Source organism: Bradyrhizobium sp. AUGA SZCCT0169, from assembly GCF_018130085.1.
Taxonomy (GTDB): Bacteria; Pseudomonadota; Alphaproteobacteria; order Rhizobiales; family Xanthobacteraceae; genus Bradyrhizobium.
This window is the reverse complement of record NZ_JAFCMC010000014.1, coordinates 83602-105730: the sequence shown is the minus strand read 5'-3', so window position 1 is coordinate 105730 and position 22129 is coordinate 83602. Positions and strand designations below refer to the sequence as shown.

19 protein-coding genes are annotated in these 22129 nt (G+C 62.7%); 16 read left to right on the top strand and 3 right to left on the bottom strand.

What is annotated here, in order from left to right; genetic code table 11:
• Positions 1–69: 69 nt before the first annotated feature.
• Both JQ609_RS18060 and JQ609_RS18055 read left to right on the top strand, forming a co-directional pair.
• The gene (locus tag JQ609_RS18060) at positions 70–882 is read left to right on the top strand and encodes a class I SAM-dependent methyltransferase (RefSeq protein ID WP_212204754.1); all 813 of its coding nucleotides are present in this window, start codon (positions 70–72) and stop codon (positions 880–882) included.
• Between the two features lie 131 nt (positions 883–1013).
• Positions 1014–2036 (top strand): AI-2E family transporter, encoded by a 1023-nt coding sequence (locus JQ609_RS18055; RefSeq protein ID WP_212274389.1) that lies wholly within the window; start codon positions 1014–1016, stop codon positions 2034–2036.
• Here the strand turns inward: JQ609_RS18055 and JQ609_RS18050 are convergent.
• A complete protein-coding gene (locus JQ609_RS18050) occupies positions 2033–3826 on the bottom strand; it encodes a metallophosphoesterase family protein (RefSeq protein WP_249128130.1) in 1794 nt (597 codons plus the stop codon). The two genes, JQ609_RS18055 and JQ609_RS18050, sit on opposite strands and share 4 nt — an antisense overlap.
• Before the next feature lie 967 nt (positions 3827–4793).
• Here JQ609_RS18050 and glsA point away from each other — a divergent pair.
• The 7 genes from glsA to JQ609_RS18015 all read left to right on the top strand — a co-directional run bounded on the left by glsA (position 4794) and on the right by JQ609_RS18015 (position 11875).
• Positions 4794–5792, top strand: coding sequence for a glutaminase A (glsA, locus tag JQ609_RS18045; protein ID WP_212274388.1), 999 nt, complete (start codon positions 4794–4796; stop codon positions 5790–5792).
• Between the two features lie 72 nt (positions 5793–5864).
• Complete coding sequence (locus JQ609_RS18040) at positions 5865–7517, top strand: MFS transporter (protein WP_249128129.1); 1653 nt, start codon at positions 5865–5867, stop codon at positions 7515–7517.
• Between the two features lie 474 nt (positions 7518–7991).
• The gene (locus tag JQ609_RS18035) at positions 7992–8555 is read left to right on the top strand and encodes an HdeD family acid-resistance protein (protein WP_212204743.1); all 564 of its coding nucleotides are present in this window, start codon (positions 7992–7994) and stop codon (positions 8553–8555) included.
• A gap of 13 nt (positions 8556–8568) precedes the next feature.
• Positions 8569–8778 (top strand): hypothetical protein, encoded by a 210-nt coding sequence (locus tag JQ609_RS18030; protein WP_212204741.1) that lies wholly within the window; start codon positions 8569–8571, stop codon positions 8776–8778.
• Between the two features lie 94 nt (positions 8779–8872).
• On the top strand, positions 8873–10174 hold the full coding sequence (locus JQ609_RS18025; RefSeq protein WP_249128151.1) for an amidohydrolase family protein: 1302 nt from the start codon (positions 8873–8875) through the stop codon (positions 10172–10174).
• Between the two features lie 165 nt (positions 10175–10339).
• Complete coding sequence (locus JQ609_RS18020) at positions 10340–11098, top strand: proteasome-type protease (RefSeq protein ID WP_212204737.1); 759 nt, start codon at positions 10340–10342, stop codon at positions 11096–11098.
• Between the two features lie 12 nt (positions 11099–11110).
• Positions 11111–11875 carry an SDR family oxidoreductase gene (locus JQ609_RS18015; protein ID WP_211996262.1) on the top strand — a complete coding sequence of 255 codons (765 nt, stop codon included), beginning with the start codon at positions 11111–11113 and terminating at the stop codon, positions 11873–11875.
• 176 nt (positions 11876–12051) lie between these two features.
• On the opposite strand, the gene JQ609_RS18010 is transcribed toward JQ609_RS18015, so the two are convergent.
• Positions 12052–13275 (bottom strand): MFS transporter, encoded by a 1224-nt coding sequence (locus JQ609_RS18010; protein ID WP_212274386.1) that lies wholly within the window; start codon positions 13273–13275, stop codon positions 12052–12054.
• A 198-nt stretch (positions 13276–13473) separates the two neighbouring features.
• Here JQ609_RS18010 and JQ609_RS18005 point away from each other — a divergent pair, with 198 nt between their 5' ends.
• The 4 genes from JQ609_RS18005 (at position 13474) to JQ609_RS17990 (ending at position 15935) form a co-directional block, all read left to right on the top strand.
• Positions 13474–14730, top strand: coding sequence for a NupC/NupG family nucleoside CNT transporter (locus tag JQ609_RS18005; protein ID WP_212274385.1), 1257 nt, complete (start codon positions 13474–13476; stop codon positions 14728–14730).
• Between the two features lie 105 nt (positions 14731–14835).
• The gene (locus JQ609_RS18000; RefSeq protein ID WP_212204731.1) at positions 14836–15012 is read left to right on the top strand and encodes a hypothetical protein; all 177 of its coding nucleotides are present in this window, start codon (positions 14836–14838) and stop codon (positions 15010–15012) included.
• Between the two features lie 99 nt (positions 15013–15111).
• Entirely contained in the window at positions 15112–15648 is a 537-nt protein-coding gene (locus JQ609_RS17995) for a hypothetical protein (protein ID WP_212274384.1), read from the top strand.
• Positions 15582–15935, top strand: a complete 354-nt coding sequence (locus JQ609_RS17990) for a phosphatase PAP2-related protein (RefSeq protein ID WP_212274383.1) — start codon at positions 15582–15584, stop codon at positions 15933–15935. Before JQ609_RS17995 ends, JQ609_RS17990 begins: the two co-directional genes overlap by 67 nt.
• Before the next feature lie 72 nt (positions 15936–16007).
• On the opposite strand, the gene JQ609_RS17985 is transcribed toward JQ609_RS17990, so the two are convergent.
• Positions 16008–17075 carry a glycosyltransferase family 4 protein gene (locus JQ609_RS17985; RefSeq protein ID WP_212204728.1) on the bottom strand — a complete coding sequence of 356 codons (1068 nt, stop codon included), beginning with the start codon at positions 17073–17075 and terminating at the stop codon, positions 16008–16010.
• 290 nt (positions 17076–17365) lie between these two features.
• Between JQ609_RS17985 and JQ609_RS17980 the strand changes: the two genes are divergently transcribed.
• The 3 genes from JQ609_RS17980 (at position 17366) to JQ609_RS17970 (ending at position 22119) form a co-directional block, all read left to right on the top strand.
• Positions 17366–19129, top strand: coding sequence for an ABC transporter ATP-binding protein (locus JQ609_RS17980; protein WP_212274382.1), 1764 nt, complete (start codon positions 17366–17368; stop codon positions 19127–19129).
• A 188-nt stretch (positions 19130–19317) separates the two neighbouring features.
• On the top strand, positions 19318–21519 hold the full coding sequence (locus JQ609_RS17975; RefSeq protein ID WP_212274381.1) for an amylo-alpha-1,6-glucosidase: 2202 nt from the start codon (positions 19318–19320) through the stop codon (positions 21517–21519).
• An 87-nt stretch (positions 21520–21606) separates the two neighbouring features.
• Entirely contained in the window at positions 21607–22119 is a 513-nt protein-coding gene (locus tag JQ609_RS17970) for a PRC-barrel domain-containing protein (protein WP_212204723.1), read from the top strand.
• Positions 22120–22129 lie beyond the last annotated feature (10 nt).

Genomic DNA, 22129 nt, shown 5'->3' with positions numbered 1-22129 from the left:
TGCCAAAATCTATAGGGCCGCGAGACAAGACTGCAAGCAAAACCACCATGCGCAACGCAGGAGACCGCGATGTCGGAAACCGACAAGCTGTTCGCAGGCTCGATTCCGGAAAACTATGATCGCCATATGGTTCCGTTGATCTTCGAGAGCTACGCGCAGGACATTTCACGGCGCGCAAGCGCATTGGCGCCGAAGTCCGTGCTGGAAACCGCTGCCGGCAGCGGCGTGGTCACGCGCGCGCTGGCGCCACTGCTGTCGCCCGATGCCAGGTACGTCGTCACCGACCTCAATCAGCCGATGCTGGATTATGCGAAATCAAGACAAGGCGCGGACAGCCGCATCATCTGGCAAAAGGCGGATGCGCAGGCGCTGCCGTTCGAGGACGCCGCGTTCGATCTCGTCTGCTGCCAGTTCGGCGTCATGTTTCTTCCCGATCGCCCGTCCGGCTACCGCGAAGCCCGCCGGGTTCTGAGGCCCGGCGGCTGTTTCCTCTTCAACGCCTGGGATCGCATCGAAGAGAACGTCTTCGCGAGCGACGTCACCGACGCCCTCGCGACGTTCTTTCCAAACGACCCTCCCCGCTTCATGGCCCGAACGCCCCACGGCTATCACGACACCGCGCTGATCCGCAGCGATCTGGCGAAAGCCGGCTTTACCGACGTGACGATCGAGACAAGGGAAGCGCAAAGCCGCGCCCCCTCTGCCCGCCATGTCGCGCTGGCCTATTGCCAGGGAACCCCGCTGCGCAACGAGATCGAAGCGCGGGGTCCGGACCGGCTGGAAGCCGCAACCGACCATGCGGCCTCTGTCATTGCCGTCAAGCATGGCAGCGGCGAGATATCGGCCAAGATCCAGGCCCATGTCATCTTCGCCCGGATCTAGCCTTCGCGATCCGGATTCAAGGCCGTCGTTTCACTTGCCCGGTGCATGCCACCCCTTGGTAATTGGGATTGGATGCCTGCTCTGAATTTCGCTACTAGTTGCCCGCCGGTAATGAGCCTAGCAGGCGTCGCATGAAGTTCGCGGTCGGAATCATTGCAGTGGTGCTGCTGGCAGCTGCTGTCAGGCAGGCAACCGCAGTGTTCGCGCCTTTGGCGCTGGCGCTTTTCATCATCGCGATCGTCTGGCCGCTGCAGAGCCGGCTGCAGGCGAAAATGCCGAAACTGCTGGCATTGGCGCTCACCATCGTCGTCACGATCGTGGTCTGTCTCGCTTTCGCCTCGCTCGCGGCCTGGGGCTTTGGGCGGGTGGGACGATCACTCATGGCCGATACGGTGCGCTATCAGGCGCTTTATGGCGCCATGGTGACGTGGCTCGACGGCCATGGCGTCTCCGTCGCCGGCTTGTGGGCCGAGCATTTCAACGTCACGTGGCTGATGCGCACAACGCAGTTCGTCACCGGCCGCGTCAATACCACACTCAGCTTCTGGGTGATCGCACTTGTCTATGTCGTGCTGGGACTTCTGGAAGTAGAGGATGCAAGACGAAGGATCGAGACGCTCGGCAAGCCCGAGGTTGCGCGCGTGCTGCTGGACGGCAGCGCGGCGACCGCGGCCAAATTCCGTAAATACCTCCTGGTTCGGACGCAGATGAGCGCCATCACCGGCCTGCTCGTGGGTGTGTTCGCCTGGATCACCGGATTGCCGTTCGCGATGGAGTGGGGCGTGATCGCCTTCGCGCTGAACTACATCCCCTTTATCGGCCCCTTCATCGCAACGCTGTTTCCCACTTTGCTGGCGATGACGCAATTTGAGAGCTGGCAAGCCGTTCTTGCCCTCTTCGCGTGCCTCAACATCATCCAGTTCGTGGTCGGCAGCTATGTCGAGCCGCGCGTTGCCGGCAGCATGCTTGCGATATCGCCTTTGGTGGTGTTGTTCGCGATCTTTTTCTGGACTTTTCAGTGGGGCCTGTTCGGAACCTTTATCGGCGTGCCGATCGCACTCGCGATCCTCACCTTCTGCGCCCAGCATCCGTCAAGCCGCTGGATAGCCGATCTGCTCGGCGGATCGAAGCAATTAAGTGTCGAAAAAAGCTAACCGCCGGTCTCGCCGGCGATCTCGACGCGCTGCGGCGGGAGCAGACAGAGCTGCCCGCTTGCACCAGCGGCCAGCGTATGGATCAGAAAATGCGTCGGTTTGGCGTCAGGGCCGCCCATGACAGGCGACGGTGCAGAGATGATCTTCAGCGCACCGCAGGCGCCGATCCAATCGATATGACGATGGCCGTGCATGACTACGGCCCGCTTCGCGAAAGGCCTGAGTTTGCGAACGAACCAGCTGCCATTGACAAGCGCGGTTCCAATGCGTTCGGAAAAATTCGCAACCGGCATCGGATATTCTATCAGATGATGATGCAGCGCGACGATCCATTGCGCACGGGGAAAACGACCCAGCACCGCCGCGAGCCGGCGCATCTGTTCTACGGAAACCAATCCGAGCGCATTGGTGAAGGAAAAATGCGTATCGGCGTTGGAGTTCAGGATCAGGACGCCTAATCCGTCTTCCCGATCGGGTGGCAACAGCATCGGAAACAGGTCGTCGAACAGCCCGACCAGCCCGGCGGCGCGGCGCAAGCCACCGCGTTCGGCAAAGGCGGCGATCCGCTTTCGATGCGACGCCAGCGCCTCGTTGAGGGTGGCTGCCGGCTTTCCTGCGTCGTCGACGACATGCACGCGCTCCCCCTGCACCGCTGCGATTGCCGACAACGTTCGCATCTGTCGCAGCCGCTTGCCGGGGCTGAACGGCAAATCGAGCCGGGCCGGATTGGCGCGGTCGACGATGTTCACATCGTGATTGCCGGGCAGCATGACCATGAGCGCCGCGAGTTCACGATGCTGCGCCACCACGTCGAGGAATTCGGCCCATTCCGTTGCGCGGCCGGCGTCGGTCATGTCTCCGGTCACAAGGATGAGGTCGAGCGGGTCAGCGGCGTGGATCGCCGCAAGACGGACCATCAGCCGCGCAAGGCGCTGGTTACCACGCGGGCCGCCACGTCCGCTCTCGATGCGGAAGCCATATCGCTCGCCGATCACGTGAAGGTCCGACAGATGCGCGACACGCCAGGTCCGGCAACCGGACGGCGCGTCGTCGAATCCGGGAAGATCGAGCGGCTGATCCATGCTTGCATCCGCAAAGCCCCAGACCAGCGACGCGAACGCGAGATAACCCGACACCAGTATGACCGCATTGGCCAACGTCGGAACGATCAGCCGATGCAGAAGCACAAGGTCCGGCACCGAACCGATCCACCGCGAGAACGGCCAAACGAGAATCGCGACTGCCACCGCACACAGGCAGAGCACAATGCCGGCGCCGGCAGAGCTCACCGCACGCAGCCGTGCCCGACCCGCCGCGTCGGCGTTCCTGCCGAACACCAGCTCCGCAAGGTGCCGCAGCGCTTCGCGGCCAAACGCGTAACCGGGCTGGACGGCGAGCGCATTGAGCGACCAGAAATTTGTCTCAGCGGCCCGAAACAGCGGCCGCCATCCGAACCATCCGAGCGCGATGACCGTGACGAGCACCAGCGCAGCGCCTATCCCGGTCAGTTCCAGAACGTGTTCGGATAAGGATGAGAACCAGGCCGTCGCGATCAATGGCGCGAGACCGAGCAGCACCGCCGGCAACAGCAGCGAGACGGTCCAGGCGAACAGCAGTTTCGGCAGACTGATTTCAACCAGCAGACTGCCGGCGATCGCAAGCAGCGATCTCTGTCCAGGACTGGAGGCGTCGTCCTCGATATCGCCCTGGCGCGGATCGACCAGCGAGCCGTCCTGAGAAGGAGTTGAATCAGGTTCCGCGGTCAGCCGCGTCATGATCGGAGCGCGCATCTTGCATCCGCGATAGGAGTGCCTGCTGCTTAACCGACGCTACCAGCCTCTCGACGGAATACCAACGCGCATCCGCTCCCCCGGCGCCGCTCCTCCGCCTCGCGACACACATTCTAAGTTTCGACGAATATGCAGTTAGCGCCACCGGATCCCGTAATTTGTCACAAACTTTTGTAGCAAAGCACACAAGCCGCAAACCCTTCCATTCGATAGCACCGCTAACATTGAGCGCTAGTGATCAAGTCCAGCATTACAAACGGCAAGGGAGACTTGCTATGCGCACAAAGCTTATCGGCACGGCAGTTGCTTCGACCGCTTGTCTGGTCACGTTGAGCGGAAATGCCCAGGCGGAAATCTTGATCACGACCGCCACCATATCGCGAGGCGAGTTGGTTGTCGCCGGACGGGTCAGGCGACCGCGCGAACCCAATGTGGAGATCAAAATCAACCCAACTAAAACGGTGCAGGTGGAGAGCACATCGACGGGTGGTTTCAGGTGGATCGGAGCAGAATTCCCCTCTACTTGTATCGTGAAGATCACGTCCGGGCCGGATACGAGAGACGTGGTGATACAGAACTGCGGCCTTCCCGGACCTGCTGGGCCGCCCGGTCCGGCAGGTCCTCCAGGCCCCGCAGGACCTATGGGCCCAGCCGGGCCGAAGGGAAACTAGCGGCTTCGGTGCCTGCCGCCGGCATGGACGTGGCGCGACTTAGTTCCCGGCATGTGCAGTTTGTGCCATCGCGTTGGGCGGATTTGCTACAACTTTTTATGACGAAGCACACGATGCGCAAACTACTGCGTCAGGTTGTATGCTTGACTCCGTGCACTTACGAGCGCTTGTTTGTCGGGCCGAATAAGAAGAGCTGAAAAGATCCCACGTGATCGCTTGCTCAATGAGCAGCCAACGTTGCCGACGTCCCGGCACCCACGAGCGGGATCGTATAAACAGGATTGAGGAGGAGTCCCATGGACTCGCCATCGATCACGCAACAAGCCGAGCGGCCATATGTTTCGACAGGGCATCTGCCAGAGCCAGAGACGGTTCAGGCACTCGTGTCCGAAGCGGAGCGGCGCTTCAAATCGAACAGCGACGGCGAAAACTCGCAAGTCTATCCCGCGCTGGCCAGGATCCCCAGTGATCTGTTCGGGGTCTGCGTCGTCGGCACCAGCGGACGCGTCTATGCCGCCGGGGACACCGACTACGAATTCTCGATCATGAGCGTGTCGAAACCGTTCGTGTTCGCGCTGATCTGCGAGACGATCGGACCGGAAGAAGCGCGCGACAAGCTTGGAGCAAACGCCACTGGCCTTGCTTTCAACTCCCTCGCCGCCATCGAGCACGGCAGCGGCCGAACCAACCCGATGGTCAATGCGGGCGCCATTGCAACGACGAGCCTTGCGCCCGGTTCGACCGCGGAAGAACGATGGCAATTCATCCACGACGGATTGTCGCGTTTCGCAGGGCGAACGCTACCGCTGAATAAAGAGGTTTACGCCTCGGCGTCGGATACCAACTTCCGCAACCGCAGCATTGCCCGCCTGCTGCAGAGTTTTGATCGGATCTATTGCGACGCAAAGGAAGCGACCGACCTCTACACGAGGCAGTGCTCGCTCAACGTCAGCGCCCGGGACCTCGCGGTCATGGGCGCGACGCTGGCTGACGGCGGCGTCAACCCCATCACCAAAAAACGCGTGGTCGATCCTGCTGTCTGTCATTACGCGCTGGCGGTGATGATCACCGCCGGACTGTACGAGACTTCGGGCGATTGGCTTTACGACATCGGCCTGCCCGGAAAGAGCGGAATCGGTGGCGGCATCGTCGCCGTTTCCCCGGGTAAAGGCGGCTTCGGAACCTTTGCTCCCCCGCTCGACGCCGCAGGCAACAGCGTCAAGGGACAGCTGGCCGCAAAATTCCTGTCACAGCGGCTGGGAATGGATCTGTTCGTGTCGCAACCGGAAGAATGAATCAGATGCCAAAGGGATTGGGACGGGCCGTAAGACCCGACCGATCCGGAACCGAGCAAGCCGGAGGACGCCATGGCAACGCACTCGATTTCAATCGGCGACATCCGCGACGACGCGCAGGCGTCATGGGTGCCGATGATCGCCATTGCGTTCGGCCAGATGATCATGTCCTTCAACGTCGCTTCGCTGCCGGTCGCGATGGGAGGCATGGTGCAGAGCTTCGGCGTCCCGCCGACGACGGTGGCGACCGGCATCGTGGCCTACTCCATGCTGGTGGCCGGCTTCGTGATGCTGGGCGCGAAACTCGCCCAGCGGTTCGGCGCCGCCCAGGTCTTCCGCGCCGCCGTCGTCCTGTTCTGTGCCGCGCAGATATTGATGACATTCAGCCCCACCGCGTCCCTGATGATCACGGCCCAGGCGCTTTGCGGCGCGGCAGGGGCCGTGATCGTGCCATCGCTGGTGGCGCTGATCGCCGAGAATTATACCGGGCGCCAGCAGGCGACCGCCGTGGGTGCGCTTGGTTCGGCGCGGGCCGCTGCCGGCGTGCTGGCATTCATCATTGGCGGCGTCCTCGGCACATATATCGGCTGGCGTCCGGCGTTCGGAATCCTGATCGCCGCCTCCGCCATTGTTTTCGTTTTGAGCTTCCGCCTCAGGCCCGACCGCGGACGGCCGGACGTCCAGATCGATGTCACAGGCGTTGTGCTGGCGGCAACAGCCATCATCCTCATCAGTTTCGGCTTCAATAACCTGAACGGCTGGGGTCTGGCGCTGGCAACATCCAATGCGCCGTTCGACCTGCTCGGCCTTTCGCCTGCGCCGGTCATGATCGTTCTGGGTATCGTACTCGGCCAGGCCTTTCTGATCTGGACGCATCAGCGCCAGGCGGCCGGGAAGACGCCGCTGCTTGCCCTCGAGGTGATCGACTCGCCGCAGGAGCGCGCGGCGGTCTACGGGCTGTTTGCCGTGGTCGCACTGGAGGCGGCGCTTAACTTTTCCGTGCCGCTGTACATTCAAATCGTACAGGGCCGCTCCCCTCTCGCGACCGCGATCGCGATGATGCCGTTCAATCTCACGGTGTTCTTCACGGCGATGCTCATCGTCAACGTCTACGACAAACTGACACCCCGCCAGATAGGCCGCTATGGCTTTGGGCTTTGCACAATTGCGCTGGTGTGGCTCGCGTTCGTGGTGCGGAACGACTGGAGCGAGATTCCCGTGCTGTTTGGCCTTGTCCTGTTCGGTATCGGCCAAGGTTCGCTGGTCACGCTATTGTTCAACGTACTGGTCACCGCCTCGCCCAAGGCACTGGCAGGCGACGTCGGATCGGCGCGCGGCACCACGCAGAATCTCGCCGCGGCAGTCGGAACAGCCGTCGCCGGCGCGCTGCTTGTCGGCCTCTTGAGCACAATCGCCGTCAGCAGCATCGCCGCAAATCCGGTGCTGCCGAAGGAACTGCAGAGCCAGGTCGATCTCAACAACATCACCTTCGTCAGCAACGAGCGCCTGCGGACCGTGATGGAGAACACCACCGCTACACCGCAGCAGGTGCAGGAAGCGGTGCGAGTGAACACGGAGGCGCGGCTGCGCGCGCTGAAGATCGGCCTGCTCATCATGGCCGGCCTCGCCTTGCTCGCGGTGTTTCCGGCCGGACAGCTCCCGAACTACCTGCCGGGAGAAATCCCAAGTGACGACCCCGCGACCGAAGGCGCGAAATCGACCTGATCCCCAATTGCGAGACGTGTGTTTCTCCGAGGAGAAAGAATAACAAGGCGCCGGTCAAAGGAGTGAGCCCAATGGATGCAATCGAGCGTCGCAGCGTATTACGGGGCATTCTGTGTGTAGCCGCAGCCGCGGGTTTGGCCGCAAGTTCGCTGCCGGCCGTGGTCGAGGCCATGCCCCTCGCGCCACAGAAGAACCTCGGCAAAGATCTCGGCAGCAAGGATCCTGCCGGCGAGAATCTCACGGTACGGGTTCAGGCCGCCACCCGCCGGCCGCCCCCGCGCCCTGAGGCACGTCCGCCGCGACGGCGCCCAATCCACCGTCACCGCCGGCGCCGTTGGGTCTGTTATTGGCACCGCGGGCGCCGCGTTTGCGGCTGGCGATGGCTATAGCCGATTTCAGGATGCTGATGAGACCCGAGCGGCCGATGCTGCGCCGCTCATTTGATCGCACAGGCTCCGATCCGAGGAGGACAACATGACCACTTATGACGGTAGTTCACGACTGCGCGCCGATGGTTTGTCCGCGCCACCATTTTGGATCTGCATCCTCCTTGGACTGGTGATGATCGCCGCGGGAATCCTGGTGTTGGGTGACGTCGTTCTGGTGACCGTCATCAGCACGATGTTCATCGGCTGGATCTCGATCATCGCGGGCGCCTTCGAAGTGATTCACGCGTTCTGGACCAAGGGATGGGGCGGCTTCGTATGGCAGGTGCTGCTCGGCATTCTGTACATCGCGTTCGGCGCGGTGCTGGTGAGCCAACCGGTCGCCAGCGCCTTGATCCTCACCTATGTCCTCGGCCTGTTGCTGCTGATATCCGGCATCGTTCGAATTCTGCTGGGCTTCGGCCACTGGAAAGATGCGGGCTGGATCATGCTGCTGTCCGGCGCCTTCGGCGTCCTGGCCGGCCTCGTCATTCTGACGGGATTCCCGGTGACCGGTCTCTGGGTGCTTGGATTTGTCCTCGGCGTCGATCTGATATCTCACGGCATCGCGTGGCTGGCTTATGCGTGGTGGCCGTCGGCGAAAACGGCATAAGGGAGTGGTCGCTATGGTTGCACGTGCTGACGAAGGGTCCGTTTTTCTCGCGAAAAAGCTCGGCGGTCTGGTTCTGATCGTCCTGGGATGCGTGTTGCTGGTCGCAGGCATGAACCTCGAGTCAACGGCGTTATCGTTTCTTGGCGTCCTGTCCCTGATTGCCGGCGTGATCTTCTGGGTTCTCAAGATCATCAGGCGCAATGAGAACGGTCAGATTCGCTAACCAGATCAGATAACGGGGGCACACGGCTATGAGAATGTCTTGCTTGAGAATATTCCCCGGCAGTTTCGTGCTGGTAGTTCTGGCTGCAATCGGTATGAGCTTCTCCGCCCCGCCCTCCGCGCAAGCCCAGCAAGCTGCATTATTTCAGAACGTCAGGATCTTCGACGGAAAGAGTGGCGCGGTTTCAGCGCCGTCCAACGTCCTGATCCGAGGCAACACGATAGAGAAGGTTTCGACGGCGCCGATCGCGGTCGACGCTCAAACCGCAACGATCAATGGTGCCGGCCGCGTCCTGATGCCGGGCCTGATCGATGCGCATTGGCACGCGATGCTCATCCGCACGAACCCCGTAGAGGCGTTCGGTGACGTCGGTTTCAACAATCTGGTGGCTGGCGACGAAGCGACAGATACTCTGATGCGCGGCTTCACCACCATTCGCGACGTGGGCGGGCCGGTGTTCGGCCTCAAGCGCGCCATCGATGAAGGCATCGTCAAGGGCCCGCGTATCTATCCGTCCGGCGCCATGATCACTGTCACGAGCGGGCATGGGGATTTCCGGCAGCTGACTGATCTGCCGCGAACGATCGGCGGCATGCTTACCCGCATGGAGCAGATCGGCGGCGCCATCGTTGCCGATAGCCCTGACGAGGTGCGCGTGCGCGTACGCGAACAGCTCATGCAGGGCGCCTCACAAGTCAAGTTGACGGCGGGCGGCGGGGTGTCGTCCCCCTTCAGTCCGATCGACGTTAAGACCTTCACGGAGGCCGAAATGCGCGCCGCGGTCGAAGCGGCCGAAAATTGGGGGACATACGTCGCCGCGCACGCCTTTACGTCGACTGCGATCCGGAGCGCTATTGCGGCCGGCGCGAGGTGTATCGAGCACGGTTTCCTGATGGACGACGCAACCGCAAAACTGATCGCGGACAAGGGTGTTTGGCTGAGCATGCAGCCACTGCCGGAGGGGATGAGGCTGGGCCTTCCTGAGGGTTCTGTCCAGCGAGCCAAAGCGGAAGAGGTCTGGCCCGGGATAGCCCGCGCCTATGAGATGGCTAAGAAATACAAGATCAAGACGGCGTGGGGCACGGATGTGCTGTTCTCCCGCGAACTGGCGCAACAACAAGGAGCAATTCTGGCCTCGCTTACCCGTTGGTACACCCCCGCCGAAGCGCTGGTCATGGCGACATCGACAAACGCCGAACTGCTTGCCATGTCCGGCAAACGCAATCCCTATCCCGGCAAGCTCGGCGTGGTGGAAGAAGGCGCGCTGGCCGACCTGTTGCTGGTGGATGGCAACCCCGTCGATAACATCAAGCTGATCGAAGACCCGGCAAAGAATTTCGTCGTCATCATGAAGGACGGGAAAATCTACAAGAACCTCCTTGTCGGTGGCAAATAGAACGACGGAGGCGTGTCGTAGGGTTCGGTCCGCAGCGCCGATCGAGCCCTCATTCCGCGCAATGCGTCTTTTTACCCATCCAGCGCATGCCATTGGGGTTGGATGCCCCCGAAAAATTGGCTACTAGTGCCCCGCCGGTAGTTCGGACGGTTTCGGGGACGTGGAATGACCTATTGTTGCGGAGTGCTGGTACGGGACGGTCTGGTCATGATCGCGGATACCCGCACCAATGCCGGCCTCGACAACGTCTCGACCTTTCGCAAGCTGCACATTTTCTCAAAGCCGGGCGAGCGCATCATGGCGATCGCCAGCGCCGGCAATTTGGCGATCAGCCAGTCGGTGCTGTCAACCCTGACCGAGGGCATCGAAGACCCGCACAACGGCGAGGTCGAAACGCTGATGAACGCGCCGACCATGTTCCAGGCCGCCCAGCGCATCGGCCGCGCCATTCGCAGCGTCCACGCCACCGAGGGCGACGCGCTGCGCTCCGAAGACGTCAGTTTCGACGTCTCGTTCCTGTTCGGCGGCCAGATCAAGGGCTCGCGGATGCGGCTGTTCATGGTCTACACCGCCGGCAATTTCATCGAATGCACGACCGACACGCCGTACCTGCAGATCGGCGAGCATAAATACGGCAAGCCGGTGCTCGACCGCGCCATGCATTACGATGTCGAACTGTACGAGGCGCTGAAGACCAGCCTGATCTCGATGGATTCGACGATGCGCTCCAATCTCGGCGTCGGCCTGCCAATCGACGTATTGGTGGTGCGCGCGGATGCCTGCGAGGCCGACCTCAATCACCGCATCGAGGCCGGCGAGCCCTATTTCCACGATCTGCGTTCACGCTGGTCGGCGGCGCTGCGCGCGGCGCACCAGAATATTCCAAGACCACCCTACAAATCAGAAACAGAAACAAAGAAGTAAAGGCGAGGAACAATGGCCGAAGCAGCAAACAAGATCGCAGTCGTCACCGGTGCGGGCACCGGCGTCGGACGCGCAGCATCGCTGGCGCTGATGAATGCCGGCTTCACCGTGGTGCTCGCCGGGCGCCGCATGGAGATGCTGGAAGAGACCAAGAAGCTCGGCGACAATGTCGGCAAGAGCCTGTGCGTTTCCGCCGACATGACGAGCCCAGCCTCGATCGCCGCCCTGTTCGACAAGGTCAAGGAAACCTACGGCCGGCTCGACGTGCTCTTCAACAACGCCGGCATGGGCGCGCCGCCGGTGAACTTCGAGGACCTCAGCCTCGAACAGTGGCAGGCAGTGGTGAACACCAACCTCACTGGCCCGTTCCTGTGCACCCAGCATGCCTTCCGCATCATGAAGGACCAGAACCCGCGCGGCGGCCGCATCATCAACAACGGCTCGATCTCGGCGCATGCGCCACGGCCGTTCTCGTCGGCCTACACCTCGACCAAGCACGCCATCACGGGCCTGACCAAGGCCACCAACCTCGACGGCCGCATGTACGACATCGCGGTCGGCCAGGTCGACATCGGCAACGCGGCAACCCCGATGACCGACCGCATGGTCGCCGGGCCCGGCGTGATGCAGCCCGACGGCACGATGAAACACGAGCCACGCATGGACGCAAAAGCGGTCGGCGACGCGGTGGCTTACATGGCCGGCCTGCCGCTCGATGCCAACGTGCTGTTCATGACGGTGATGGCGACCAAGATGCCGTTCGTGGGGCGGGGGTAGCCAAATCCACCGATGTCGTCCCGGCCTTGAGCTCAGATGCGCAATTGCGCATCGGGGGACCCATACTCCGCGGCGGTGATTGGGTTACGAGGCCTCTACCATTTGCGTTCTCATCGAGAATGCACGGCGTATGGGTCCCGGCTCAAGGCCGGGACGACGTGGTGAGGGTCGTCGCCCTACTCCAGCTTCTCCACATCCCGCAGCGTCGGAAACAGCTTCATCCACAATAGCGCGATCGCAATCGTGCCGACGCCGCCGAGCACGGCGGCCGGCATCGCGCCGAACAAGGCGGCGGTAACGCCGCTTTCGAACTGACCGAGCTGGTTTGACGCGTTGATGAACAGGAAATTGACCGCGCCGACCCGGCCGCGCATGTCGTCGGGCGTTGCGAGCTGCACCAGCGAGAAGCGGATCACCACGCTGACGACGTCGGCGGCGCCCAGCACCACCAGCGCCAGCACCGACAGCCACATCCAGTGCGACAGCGCAAACACCACCGTCGCCACGCCGAACACGATCACGGCCTGAAACATCCGTATTCCGACGCGGTGGTTGATGGTGTGGTGGGCGAGGAACACCGTCATCAGCAGCGCGCCGATCGCGGGCGCGGCGCGCAGGATGCCGAGGCCGAGCGGGCCGGTCTGCAGGATGTCACGGGCATAGATCGGCAGCAGCGCGGTGGCGCCGCCGAGCAGCACCGCGAACAGATCAAGCGAAATCGTTCCGAGAATCGCCGGGTTGTTGCGGACGAATTTGACGCCGGCAAAGATATCATCCGGTGTCGCGGCATCCCGTACCACAGCCGGCTGCGTCAGCCGGATCGCCCCCATGATTGCTGCCCCGAATAGGAAAAACGCAGTCATGACCCCATAGGCTGCGCTGGGGGCGATGGCATAGGCCAAGCCGCCGAGTGCAGGACCGGCGATGGTGGCGATTTGCGCCGCGCCGCTCGAGACCGCGGTGGCACGCTGCAGCGCGCCTTTCGGCGCGATCAGCGGCAGCAGCGCGGCCAATGCCGGGCTTTCGAAGGCGCCGGCTATACCGAGCACGAAGGATGCAATGAATATCTGCGTGACGCTAAGAAAGCCCGCATAGGCGCCCCAGGCCAAAAACAGCGCCGTCAGCCCCTCGGCGATCTGGCAGAGTTGCACCACCCGTTTGCGTTCGTAGCGGTCGGCGGCATGGCCGGCCACGAACAGAAACAACGCCGTGGGGAGGAATTGAACCAGCCCGATCATGCCGAGATCGAAGGCGCTGCCGGTCATGTCATAGACCTGCCAGCCGATGGCAACGGCCCCGATCTGGCTGGCGAAACGCGACAGGCTGCGCGACAGCAGAAACGACAGGAAGGAGGGATGCCTGAGCAGATCGCCGGCGCCGACAGGCATCAGGGAAGACATTTGAGGCCGGTATCCTGCTTTTCGAAGCGTGCGTCCGCTCGCATTGTTGTTGGTTACGCCGTGAACGACCCTGATCCCCCTGTCAATGCCCACGGGCTGTCAATGCCCGCGGGCTGTCAATACCAGGCGGCGAAGGGCTGGCCGGCATTGCGCTTGCAAGTCCCCCGCTGCCATAATCGACCGGGGGACTTCGAGATCATGCTGCAACTGCAATCGGCTTTCGGCGTGCTGGCGTTGCTGGGAATCGCGTGGGCGCTCGGCGAGAACCGCCGCGCGGTGTCATGGCGGCAGATGGCGGTCGGGCTTGCGGTTACCGTGCTTACCGCGCTGGTGCTGCTCAAGCTGCCGCTGGTCGCAAACGCGTTCGGCGCCATCAATGACGCGGTCAATACCATCGCGGCAGCGTCCCGCGCCGGCACCTCCTTCGTGTTCGGCTATCTCGGCGGCGGCACGCTTCCCTTCGACCTCAAGGCGCCGGGCGCCGATTTCATCCTGGCGTTTCAGGCGCTGCCGATCATCCTGGTCATGAGCGTGCTGACCACGCTGCTGTTCTACTGGCGGGTGCTGCCGCCGATCGTGCGCGGCATGGCCTGGCTTCTGGAACGCACGCTCGGCGTCGGCGGCGCGGTCGGTCTGTCCGCCGCCGCCAACATCTTCCTCGGCATGGTCGAGGCGCCCCTGTTCATCCGCCCATACCTTTCGCAACTCACCCGCAGCGAATTGTTCATGGTGATGACCGGCGGCATGGCCGGGATCGCCGGTACCGTGCTGGTGCTGTACGCCACGTTTCTCGCGCCATTGATCCCGGATGCGGCGGCGCATTTCGTCATTGCCTCGGTGCTCGGCGCACCCGCGGCGATTCTGATCAGCCTGATCATGGTGCCGGAGACGTCTGACAAGCGGACTGGCGGAATGCTGGCCGCTGCTGACACCGACATGGAAGTGAAGAGCACCATGGATGCGATCGTCAAGGGCACCACGTCCGGACTGGAGCTGCTGCTCAACATCGTCGCCATGCTGCTGGTGCTGGTGGCATTGGTCTATCTCGCCAACGCCATCCTCGGCCTGTTGCCCGAGATCGGCGGCGCGAAGATTTCGCTGCAGCGGCTGCTCGGCTATCTCATGGCGCCGGTATGCTGGCTGTTGGGCCTGCCGTGGTCGCAGGCGATCACGGCGGGAAGCCTTATGGGCACCAAGACGGTGCTCAACGAGTTGATCGCCTATGTCGATCTATCGAAGCTCGGTCCCGACGCGCTCGATCCGCGCTCGCGGCTGATCATGCTGTATGCGATGTGCGGCTTTGCCAACTTCGCGAGCCTCGGCATCATGATCGGCGGCCTCGGCACCATGGCACCCGGGCGCCGCGAGGAGATCAACGCGCTCGGGCTGAAGTCGATCGTCTCGGGCACGCTGGCCACCTGCCTGATGGGCGCGATCGTGGGAACGATCAGCTAGCGGCCGAGCCAGCCCTGAGTGATTTGGCTCACACACCAATCAGGGCGAGCGAGGTAATGTCCGCTCGGCGACGGCGCCGTGCCCGCCTCACCAAGGGAAACAACCATGACCCATTCAGTTCCTGCCAAAGACGAAGCATTGACATCAGCTGAACTCGACCGTGTTGCGGGCGGCATCATCATCGTCAGCGGACTGCAGCACCGGTTTACCTCCGCGCTCGAGCGGGTCGCTCTCAATCCGCAGCCGCTTCCGCCGGGGTTTGTCGCATTCGGCTACCGATAACAGCGTAGGCAAACAGCGGCAGACGGCCTTTGTTTTAGAGCCGCCTGCTATCCAATCCTACGATCAGACCGCCGATGAGCCGCCGCAATTGGCGGCCGCGTGATGCCAGCCGTAGCAGATTTCGCGAACGGAGGAGCAGGCGCCATGGAACACACCATTCGGCTTTACCGCACGCTGTTTGGCACGCGCGCGTATGTCCGCTCGCTGTGCGAGGGCGCCGCTTTCCTCTCTGCCAGCAGCATCGCGATCTTCGCCGCTGTCACCTATGCTACGGTCCATGCCAGCAACCACGTCACGGATTTTGTGCTGAGCCGCGTCGGGCCCTACAACGTCCGCTTTCTGTTCATCTACGGTACGTTCACGGCCTTCGTCATCACGGCGGGACTGCTGGCCTGGCGGCCGAACCGGTTGCCGTTCGCGCTGAAGGCCACGGCGCTGTTCCTGTGGTCCGCGCCGTATTCGTGGCGCTCACCCACATGGCGCCGTCCCCGATCGATCCGCAGCAGCCGGCGCCGTTCTTCAACTCCATTTTTTACGGCAGCGATCTCTTCTTTTCCGGTCACACCGGAATGCCGTTCCTGGCGGCGCTGGCGTTCTGGCACATCTTGCAATGGCGGGTATTCTTTCTCGCGCTGACCGCGTTCTTCGGCGCGGTCGTGCTGCTCGGCCACTACCACTATTCGATCGACGTGCTCGCCGCTCTGTTCATCACCCACGGCGTCTTTCAAACATCGCGCTGGCTATTCAGCCGCGACTACGCGTTGTTTCGCTCCACCGAAAATCAGACCGCACCACGGCCAAAGCGCGCAAGTCGCAGATCGTCCATTCCTGTCGCCGAACCTGGGCGTGTCGCCAGACCATTCGTGCTGCACGCCGTCGGCGACGACCCGGTGTCGAACGGTCAATCGAACACCGCGTCCTGACGCGCGAGCGCGTCCCGTCGATGACGCACGCCATCGACGGGTTTAAGAATCGAGCGCCCTGCTCCGGCAACGTTATTCGGCGCTGCTGACCAGTTTCATCCGCGGCTTCACCGCCTCGATCATGCCCTGATAGGTGTTGACATAGTCGAGCGCCATACGGCGAGCCGTAAAGCGCGTCTCGAAATGCGTGCGAATGGCCTGGCGATCCAGTTCCCCCAGCCGCCCGACATCGGCGACCGCGCTGATTTCATCCTCGACGATGAAGCCGGTCTTTCCGTCGTCGATGATTTCAGGAACCGATCCACGGTTGTAGGCGATCACGGGCGTGCCGCAGGCCATGGCCTCGATCATGACGAGGCCGAACGGCTCCGGCCAGTCGATCGGCAGCAGCAACCCGATCGCCCCGCTCAGGAACTCCGCTTTCTCGTGGTCCCCGATTTCGCCGATAAACTCGACCAGCGGATGATCCATCATCGGCTTGATGATCGCATCGTAATATTCCTGGTCGGCGCGATCGACCTTCGCCGCAATCTTGAGCGGGATGCCGCAGCGTATCGCGATCCTGATCGCCCGGTCCACGCCCTTCTCCGGCGCGATACGGCCGAGGACGGCCAGATAGCTCGGCTTCACCGCCTGGGGCGTCAGCAACTTCTCCGGCAGGCCGTGGTAGATGGTGTTGATGAAGTTTGCTTTCGGCACCGGCCGCCGCTGCGCATTTGAGATCGAAACAAGCGGAATCTTCGAGAATGTCGCGAACACCGGCTGATGCTCGGGAAGATCCAGCCGGCCATGAAGCGTGGTCACGAACGGCGTCGGCTGCCGGGCGAACAGCGAGAACGGATAGTAGTCGAGATGGAAATGAAGAAAGTCGAATTCTTCATCGTCACATTTTTGCCGTACGCGCTCGAGCATCAGCATGTGAAGTGCGTTCGGATCCCGCACCGACCCGTCCAGCCTCAGCGCCTTCGGCCACGTCGCATCCAGTTTGCCGGAGGTTCGGGAATCGCCGCTGGCGAATAGCGTGACCTCGTGGCCCAGAGCGACCAGTTCCTCGGTCAGCCAATAGACGACGCGTTCGGTGCCGCCATACAGTCTGGGCGGAACAGCCTCCGTCAACGGAGCAACCTGCGCGATGCGCATCCTAACAACCTCCTGATCGTGATTTTACCTTGAAAGCCCTCAACCCTCGTGGCGCGGCATCGCCAGAGCGGGAACGTTTACGCAGATGCGAAGTTCCCACATTGGTGCGCTCACTTCTCACACACTGTCGTCTTGCTGATGCCATCACACGTGATCAGACTTCTTGAACGACCTTTGCTGCGAAATTGTTGTGCAGTTGAGGCGTTGCCGCGCCAATCGAATGACGCCCGTCGACAGGGTCGGGGTTCCGCCAGGATTTCCCGTTAATCTCCAACAGGTTTAGCAGACACATGGACAATCTATCGGGATACGCGAACCGACCATTCCCCTTTGTAATGCGCTATCTGCGCCGGCGGCCCGCGTCGCATCTGGTGATACTGTTCACGGTGGTGGCAGCCGTTGCCTGCTCGGTCGGCACACAATACGGCGTGAAGTATCTGGTCGACGCCCTCGCCGCCGGACCTGCGGATAGCGGCGGTGTATGGCTGGCATTCGTTTTTCTCATAGCGCTGATTGGTTCCGACGTCCTGCTGTGGCGCATCGCGAGTTGGACAGCGAGCTTCACGTTTGTCGGCGTCACCGGCGATCTGCGCCGCGACATGTTCCGCCATTTGACCGGACACGCCCCGAGCTATTTCATCGACCGGCTCCCGGGCATGCTGACAAGCCGGATCACGGCCACCTCCAATGCCGTATTCACGGTGGAGAACATGTTCGTATGGAACGTGTTGCCGCCCTGCATCGCCACAATTGTGGCAATCGCGCTGATCGGAACCGTCAGCCTGCCGATGGCCGCCGGCATGATCGTGATCGCAAGCGTGGTCCTCATCGCCATGTTCCGGATCGCGGCCGCGGGCAAGCCGCTACATGACGACTACGCCGACAAGGCCGCCGCCGTTGACGGCGAAATGGTCGACGTCATCAACAACATGCCACTGGTGCGGGCGTTCTGCGGGCTCGACCATGAGCACAACCGCTTCGACAACACCGTCGACCGCGAATTGACCGCGCGGGGCCGCAGCCTGCGTTATCTGGAAAAGCTTCGGCTCACGCATGCCGTGATCACGCTGGCACTGACGGTGGCCCTGTTGTACTGGGCGGTCACGCTGTGGCAGAGCGGCAAGGCCACCACCGGCGACGTGGTGCTGGTCTGCACGCTCGGTCTTTCCATCCTGCACGCGACCCGCGATCTGGCGGTCGCACTTGTGGATGTCACCCAGCACACCGCCCGGCTCTCGGAGGCGATCGCAACGCTGCTGCAGCCGCATGAACTGCGCGACCATCCCGAGGCCGAACCGCTGATCAAGAGCGGTGCCGCCATCACCTTCAGGAACATCTCGTTCGGATATCCTGGCGGCGTCCAGGTGTTCGACAAATTCAACCTGAACCTCAAACCCGGGCAGCGCGTCGGCCTGGTCGGCCAATCCGGCGGCGGCAAATCCAGCCTGTTTGTGCTGTTGCAGCGCTTCTATGACGTCGACGATGGCAGTATCACCGTCGACGGCCAGGATATTTCGCGCGTCACCCAGCAAAGCCTCCGCGAAGCCATTTCGGTCGTGCCGCAGGACATCTCGATGTTCCACCGCACGATCCTGGAGAACATCCGCTATGGCCGTCCCACAGCGAGCGACGACGAGGTCCTGCGCGCGGCGATCGCGGCGCGGTGTGACTTCGTCGAAAATCTGCCCGACGGCCTTGCCACCATGGTCGGCGATCGCGGCGTCAAGCTCTCCGGCGGCCAGCGGCAACGCATCGCGATCGCGCGCGCGTTTCTGAAGGACGCGCCGATCCTGCTGCTCGACGAGGCGACGGCCGCGCTTGACGGCGAGTCCGAAGAAGCGATCCGCGAGGCGCTCGGCCGCCTGATGCGCGGCCGCACCGTGATCGCGATCGCCCACCGGCTCGCCACGCTGCGGAACTTCGATCGCGTCGTGGTTCTCAGGGAAGGCAAGATCATCGAGGATGGTCCGCCGGACCGCCTGATGCGCGAAACCGGTCCGTACCGGCAGCTCGTGACGCAGGAAATGAACCGTCTCGCGATCCACGCAGCCTGAAATCGCAGAAACGAATGTAGAGCACAGTCAGATCGGCGTCGCGGCGTGCGGAGCGGTATCCGCCAGAGTGCTTTCCAGCGAATTGGATACCGGTTGGCGTCAATGAAACGCGTCAAATCAGGAATCTAGAGCCCGTTCCGTTTAATCGGAACGGAAAAGGCTCTAGAGTTACAGGACAGAGGTTACGCATGGCCACCAAAGCCAACGTCCAGCGGGCGGATACTCCTCTCGCCGAGCAGATCACGGAATCGCCGTTCTACATTCCCATGACCGGCCAGGCCGCACGGCCGCGCCGCACCCTCAAGCATGACGATACGTTCATCGTCCTCGACAGCCACGGCGACATCGGTGCTTCGGCCGGTGGACCCGATGGATTGTTCAATGCCGATACCCGCTATCTGGCGCGGCTCGAGCTCCTGCTGAACCAGACCCAGCCATTGCTGCTCGGCTCCAACCTGCGCGACGATAATTCCGCGCTGACGATCGACCTCACCAATCCCGACATCTATGACGGCGACCGGATCGTCCTGCAGAAGGATCTGATCCACATCGTGCGCACCATCTTCCTGTGGCGCGGCACCGCCTATCAGCGGATCGCCGTCCAGAACCATGGCGACCGGGCCGCACACATCGATCTGACCTTCCTGTTCGACAATGATTTCGCCGATCTGTTCGAGGTGCGCGGCGCCAGGCGCCCGCGCCGCGGCACCGGCACCAGCGAATTGCTCAGCCCCGCCGATGTCAGGTTCGAGTATCGCGGCCTCGACGGCGAGGCGCGAACGACCAATCTGCATTTCGACCCGCGCCCGACCCTGCTGGCGGTGAACAGCGGCAGCTATCATTTCGCGCTCGAGCCGCAGCAGCTTACCTCGGTGTTCGTTGCGGTGACCTGCAACTATGCCGCGGAGCATCGGCCGGCGCCGTTCATGCATGGCCTGCTCGCACATCGCCGCGAAATGCGCCGTTCGACCGCGGGCGCCGCCAGCGTCGAAACCTCGAACAGCATCTTCAATGAGGTGCTGTGCCAGTCGATGGCCGATCTCAATATGCTGATGACCGACACCGCGCATGGCCGCTATCCCTATGCCGGCATTCCCTGGTATTCAACCACGTTCGGCCGCGACGGCCTGATATCCGCGCTGCAGATGCTGTGGATTGACCCGCGTGTGGCCTGCGGCGTGCTCAAACGGCTGGCTGCCTATCAGGCCACGACCGTCGATGCCCTGAACGATGCCGAACCCGGCAAGATCCTGCATGAAATGCGCGGCGGCGAAATGGCGGCGCTGCGCGAAGTGCCGTTCGCGCAATATTACGGCAGCGTCGATTCCACGCCGCTGTTCGTGTTGCTGGCGGGATTCTATTTCGAGCGCACCGGCGACGAGGACACGCTGCGCGAACTGTGGCCCGCGATCGAGGCCGCGCTGGCCTGGATCGACGGTCCCGGCGACCCTGATCGTGACGGCTTTGTCGAATATCAGCGCGCATCCGACCAGGGCCTCGCCAATCAGGGCTGGAAAGATTCCTTCGACGCGATCTTTCATGCCGATGGCCAGTTGGCCGAAGGCCACATCGCCCTGTGCGAGGTTCAGGGTTACGTCTTCGCCGGCAAACGGCTGGCGGCACGTTGCGCGCGCCAGCTTGGCTTTGCGGAGAAGGCGCGCAGGCTCGATGAGGAGGCAACGGAGCTTGCCGCACGCTTTGAGGAGGCGTTCTGGTGCCCTGATATGGGCACCTACGCGCTCGCGCTCGACGGCGCCAAGCGGCCGTGCAAGGTGCGGACATCCAATGCCGGCCAGCTCTTGTTCACGGGCATCATTGGCGAGGACCGCGCGCGCATGGTCGCCGCCGACCTGATGCGGCCGCGCTTCTTCACCGGCTGGGGCATTCGTACCGTGGCATTGGGCGAGTCGCGCTACAATCCGATGTCCTACCACAACGGTTCGATCTGGCCGCACGACAACGCGCTGATCGCGCTGGGCCTTGCGCGCTACGGCCTGAAACATTCCGTCGAACACCTGTTCAAGGGATTGTTCGGCGCGGCGAGTTACATGGACCTGCGGCGATTGCCGGAATTGTTCTGCGGCTTCCATCGCGCGCGGCGGTTTGGCCCGACGCTCTATCCCGTGGCGTGCTCGCCGCAGGCATGGGCGAGCGCGACGCCGTTCACGCTGCTGGAAGCTTCGCTGGGCCTGGAATTCGATGCGCGGGCCGGCGAAATCCGCCTGCGGAATCCCCGTCTGCCGGAATTCCTGAACGAGGTCGTGCTGCGTGACTTGCGGCTTGGCGATTCCAGCGTGGACCTTCGCCTGCGTCGTCACGGCGACGACGTATCGCTCGAAATGATGCGGACGCGCGGCCGGGTTCAGGTCTCGATCGTGTTGTCGCGCTGACCGCGACCGTACTTGGGGAAATGGTGACGAACCAGCTGCGGCCGGTTCGTCACCTCTGCGCAACCGTGAAGAGGTTCAGGAGACCGCATGCGTTCAGGGCAAAAAATCACGGCAGCCGTTCTGGTGTGGAGCGCGATATCCCTCGGCGCACTGGCGGTCGCGCAGGAACCAGACAAGGGTCCGCCGGCTCTCGCCGCACCAAGTCCGGCGGCAAAGGCCTCGCCGGATGCGCCGAAAGAGCCGGCGCCCCCGCCCTCCGTCACGGTCATCCGGGCGGCGGACGCACGCGGGATTCTCGGACGCGATGTCCGCAGCACGGCGGGCGAGAACATGGGGCGCATCGTCGACGTGATCGTCGATCGCTCCGGAACCGTGCGCGCCGCGGTGATCGATTTCGGCGGCTTTCTCGGCGTCGGCAGTCGAAAGATCGTCGTCGACTGGAACGCACTCCACTTCGGACAAGTTACCAACAAGAAGGAAAGCATGACGCTCGAATTGACGTTGGAACAGGTCAAGGCCGCACCCGAATACAAGGAAGATACGCCGATCGTGGTGCTCGGCGCCACCGGTAGTCTGCAACCCCTGCAATTCGACCACTGACCGCGGAGGA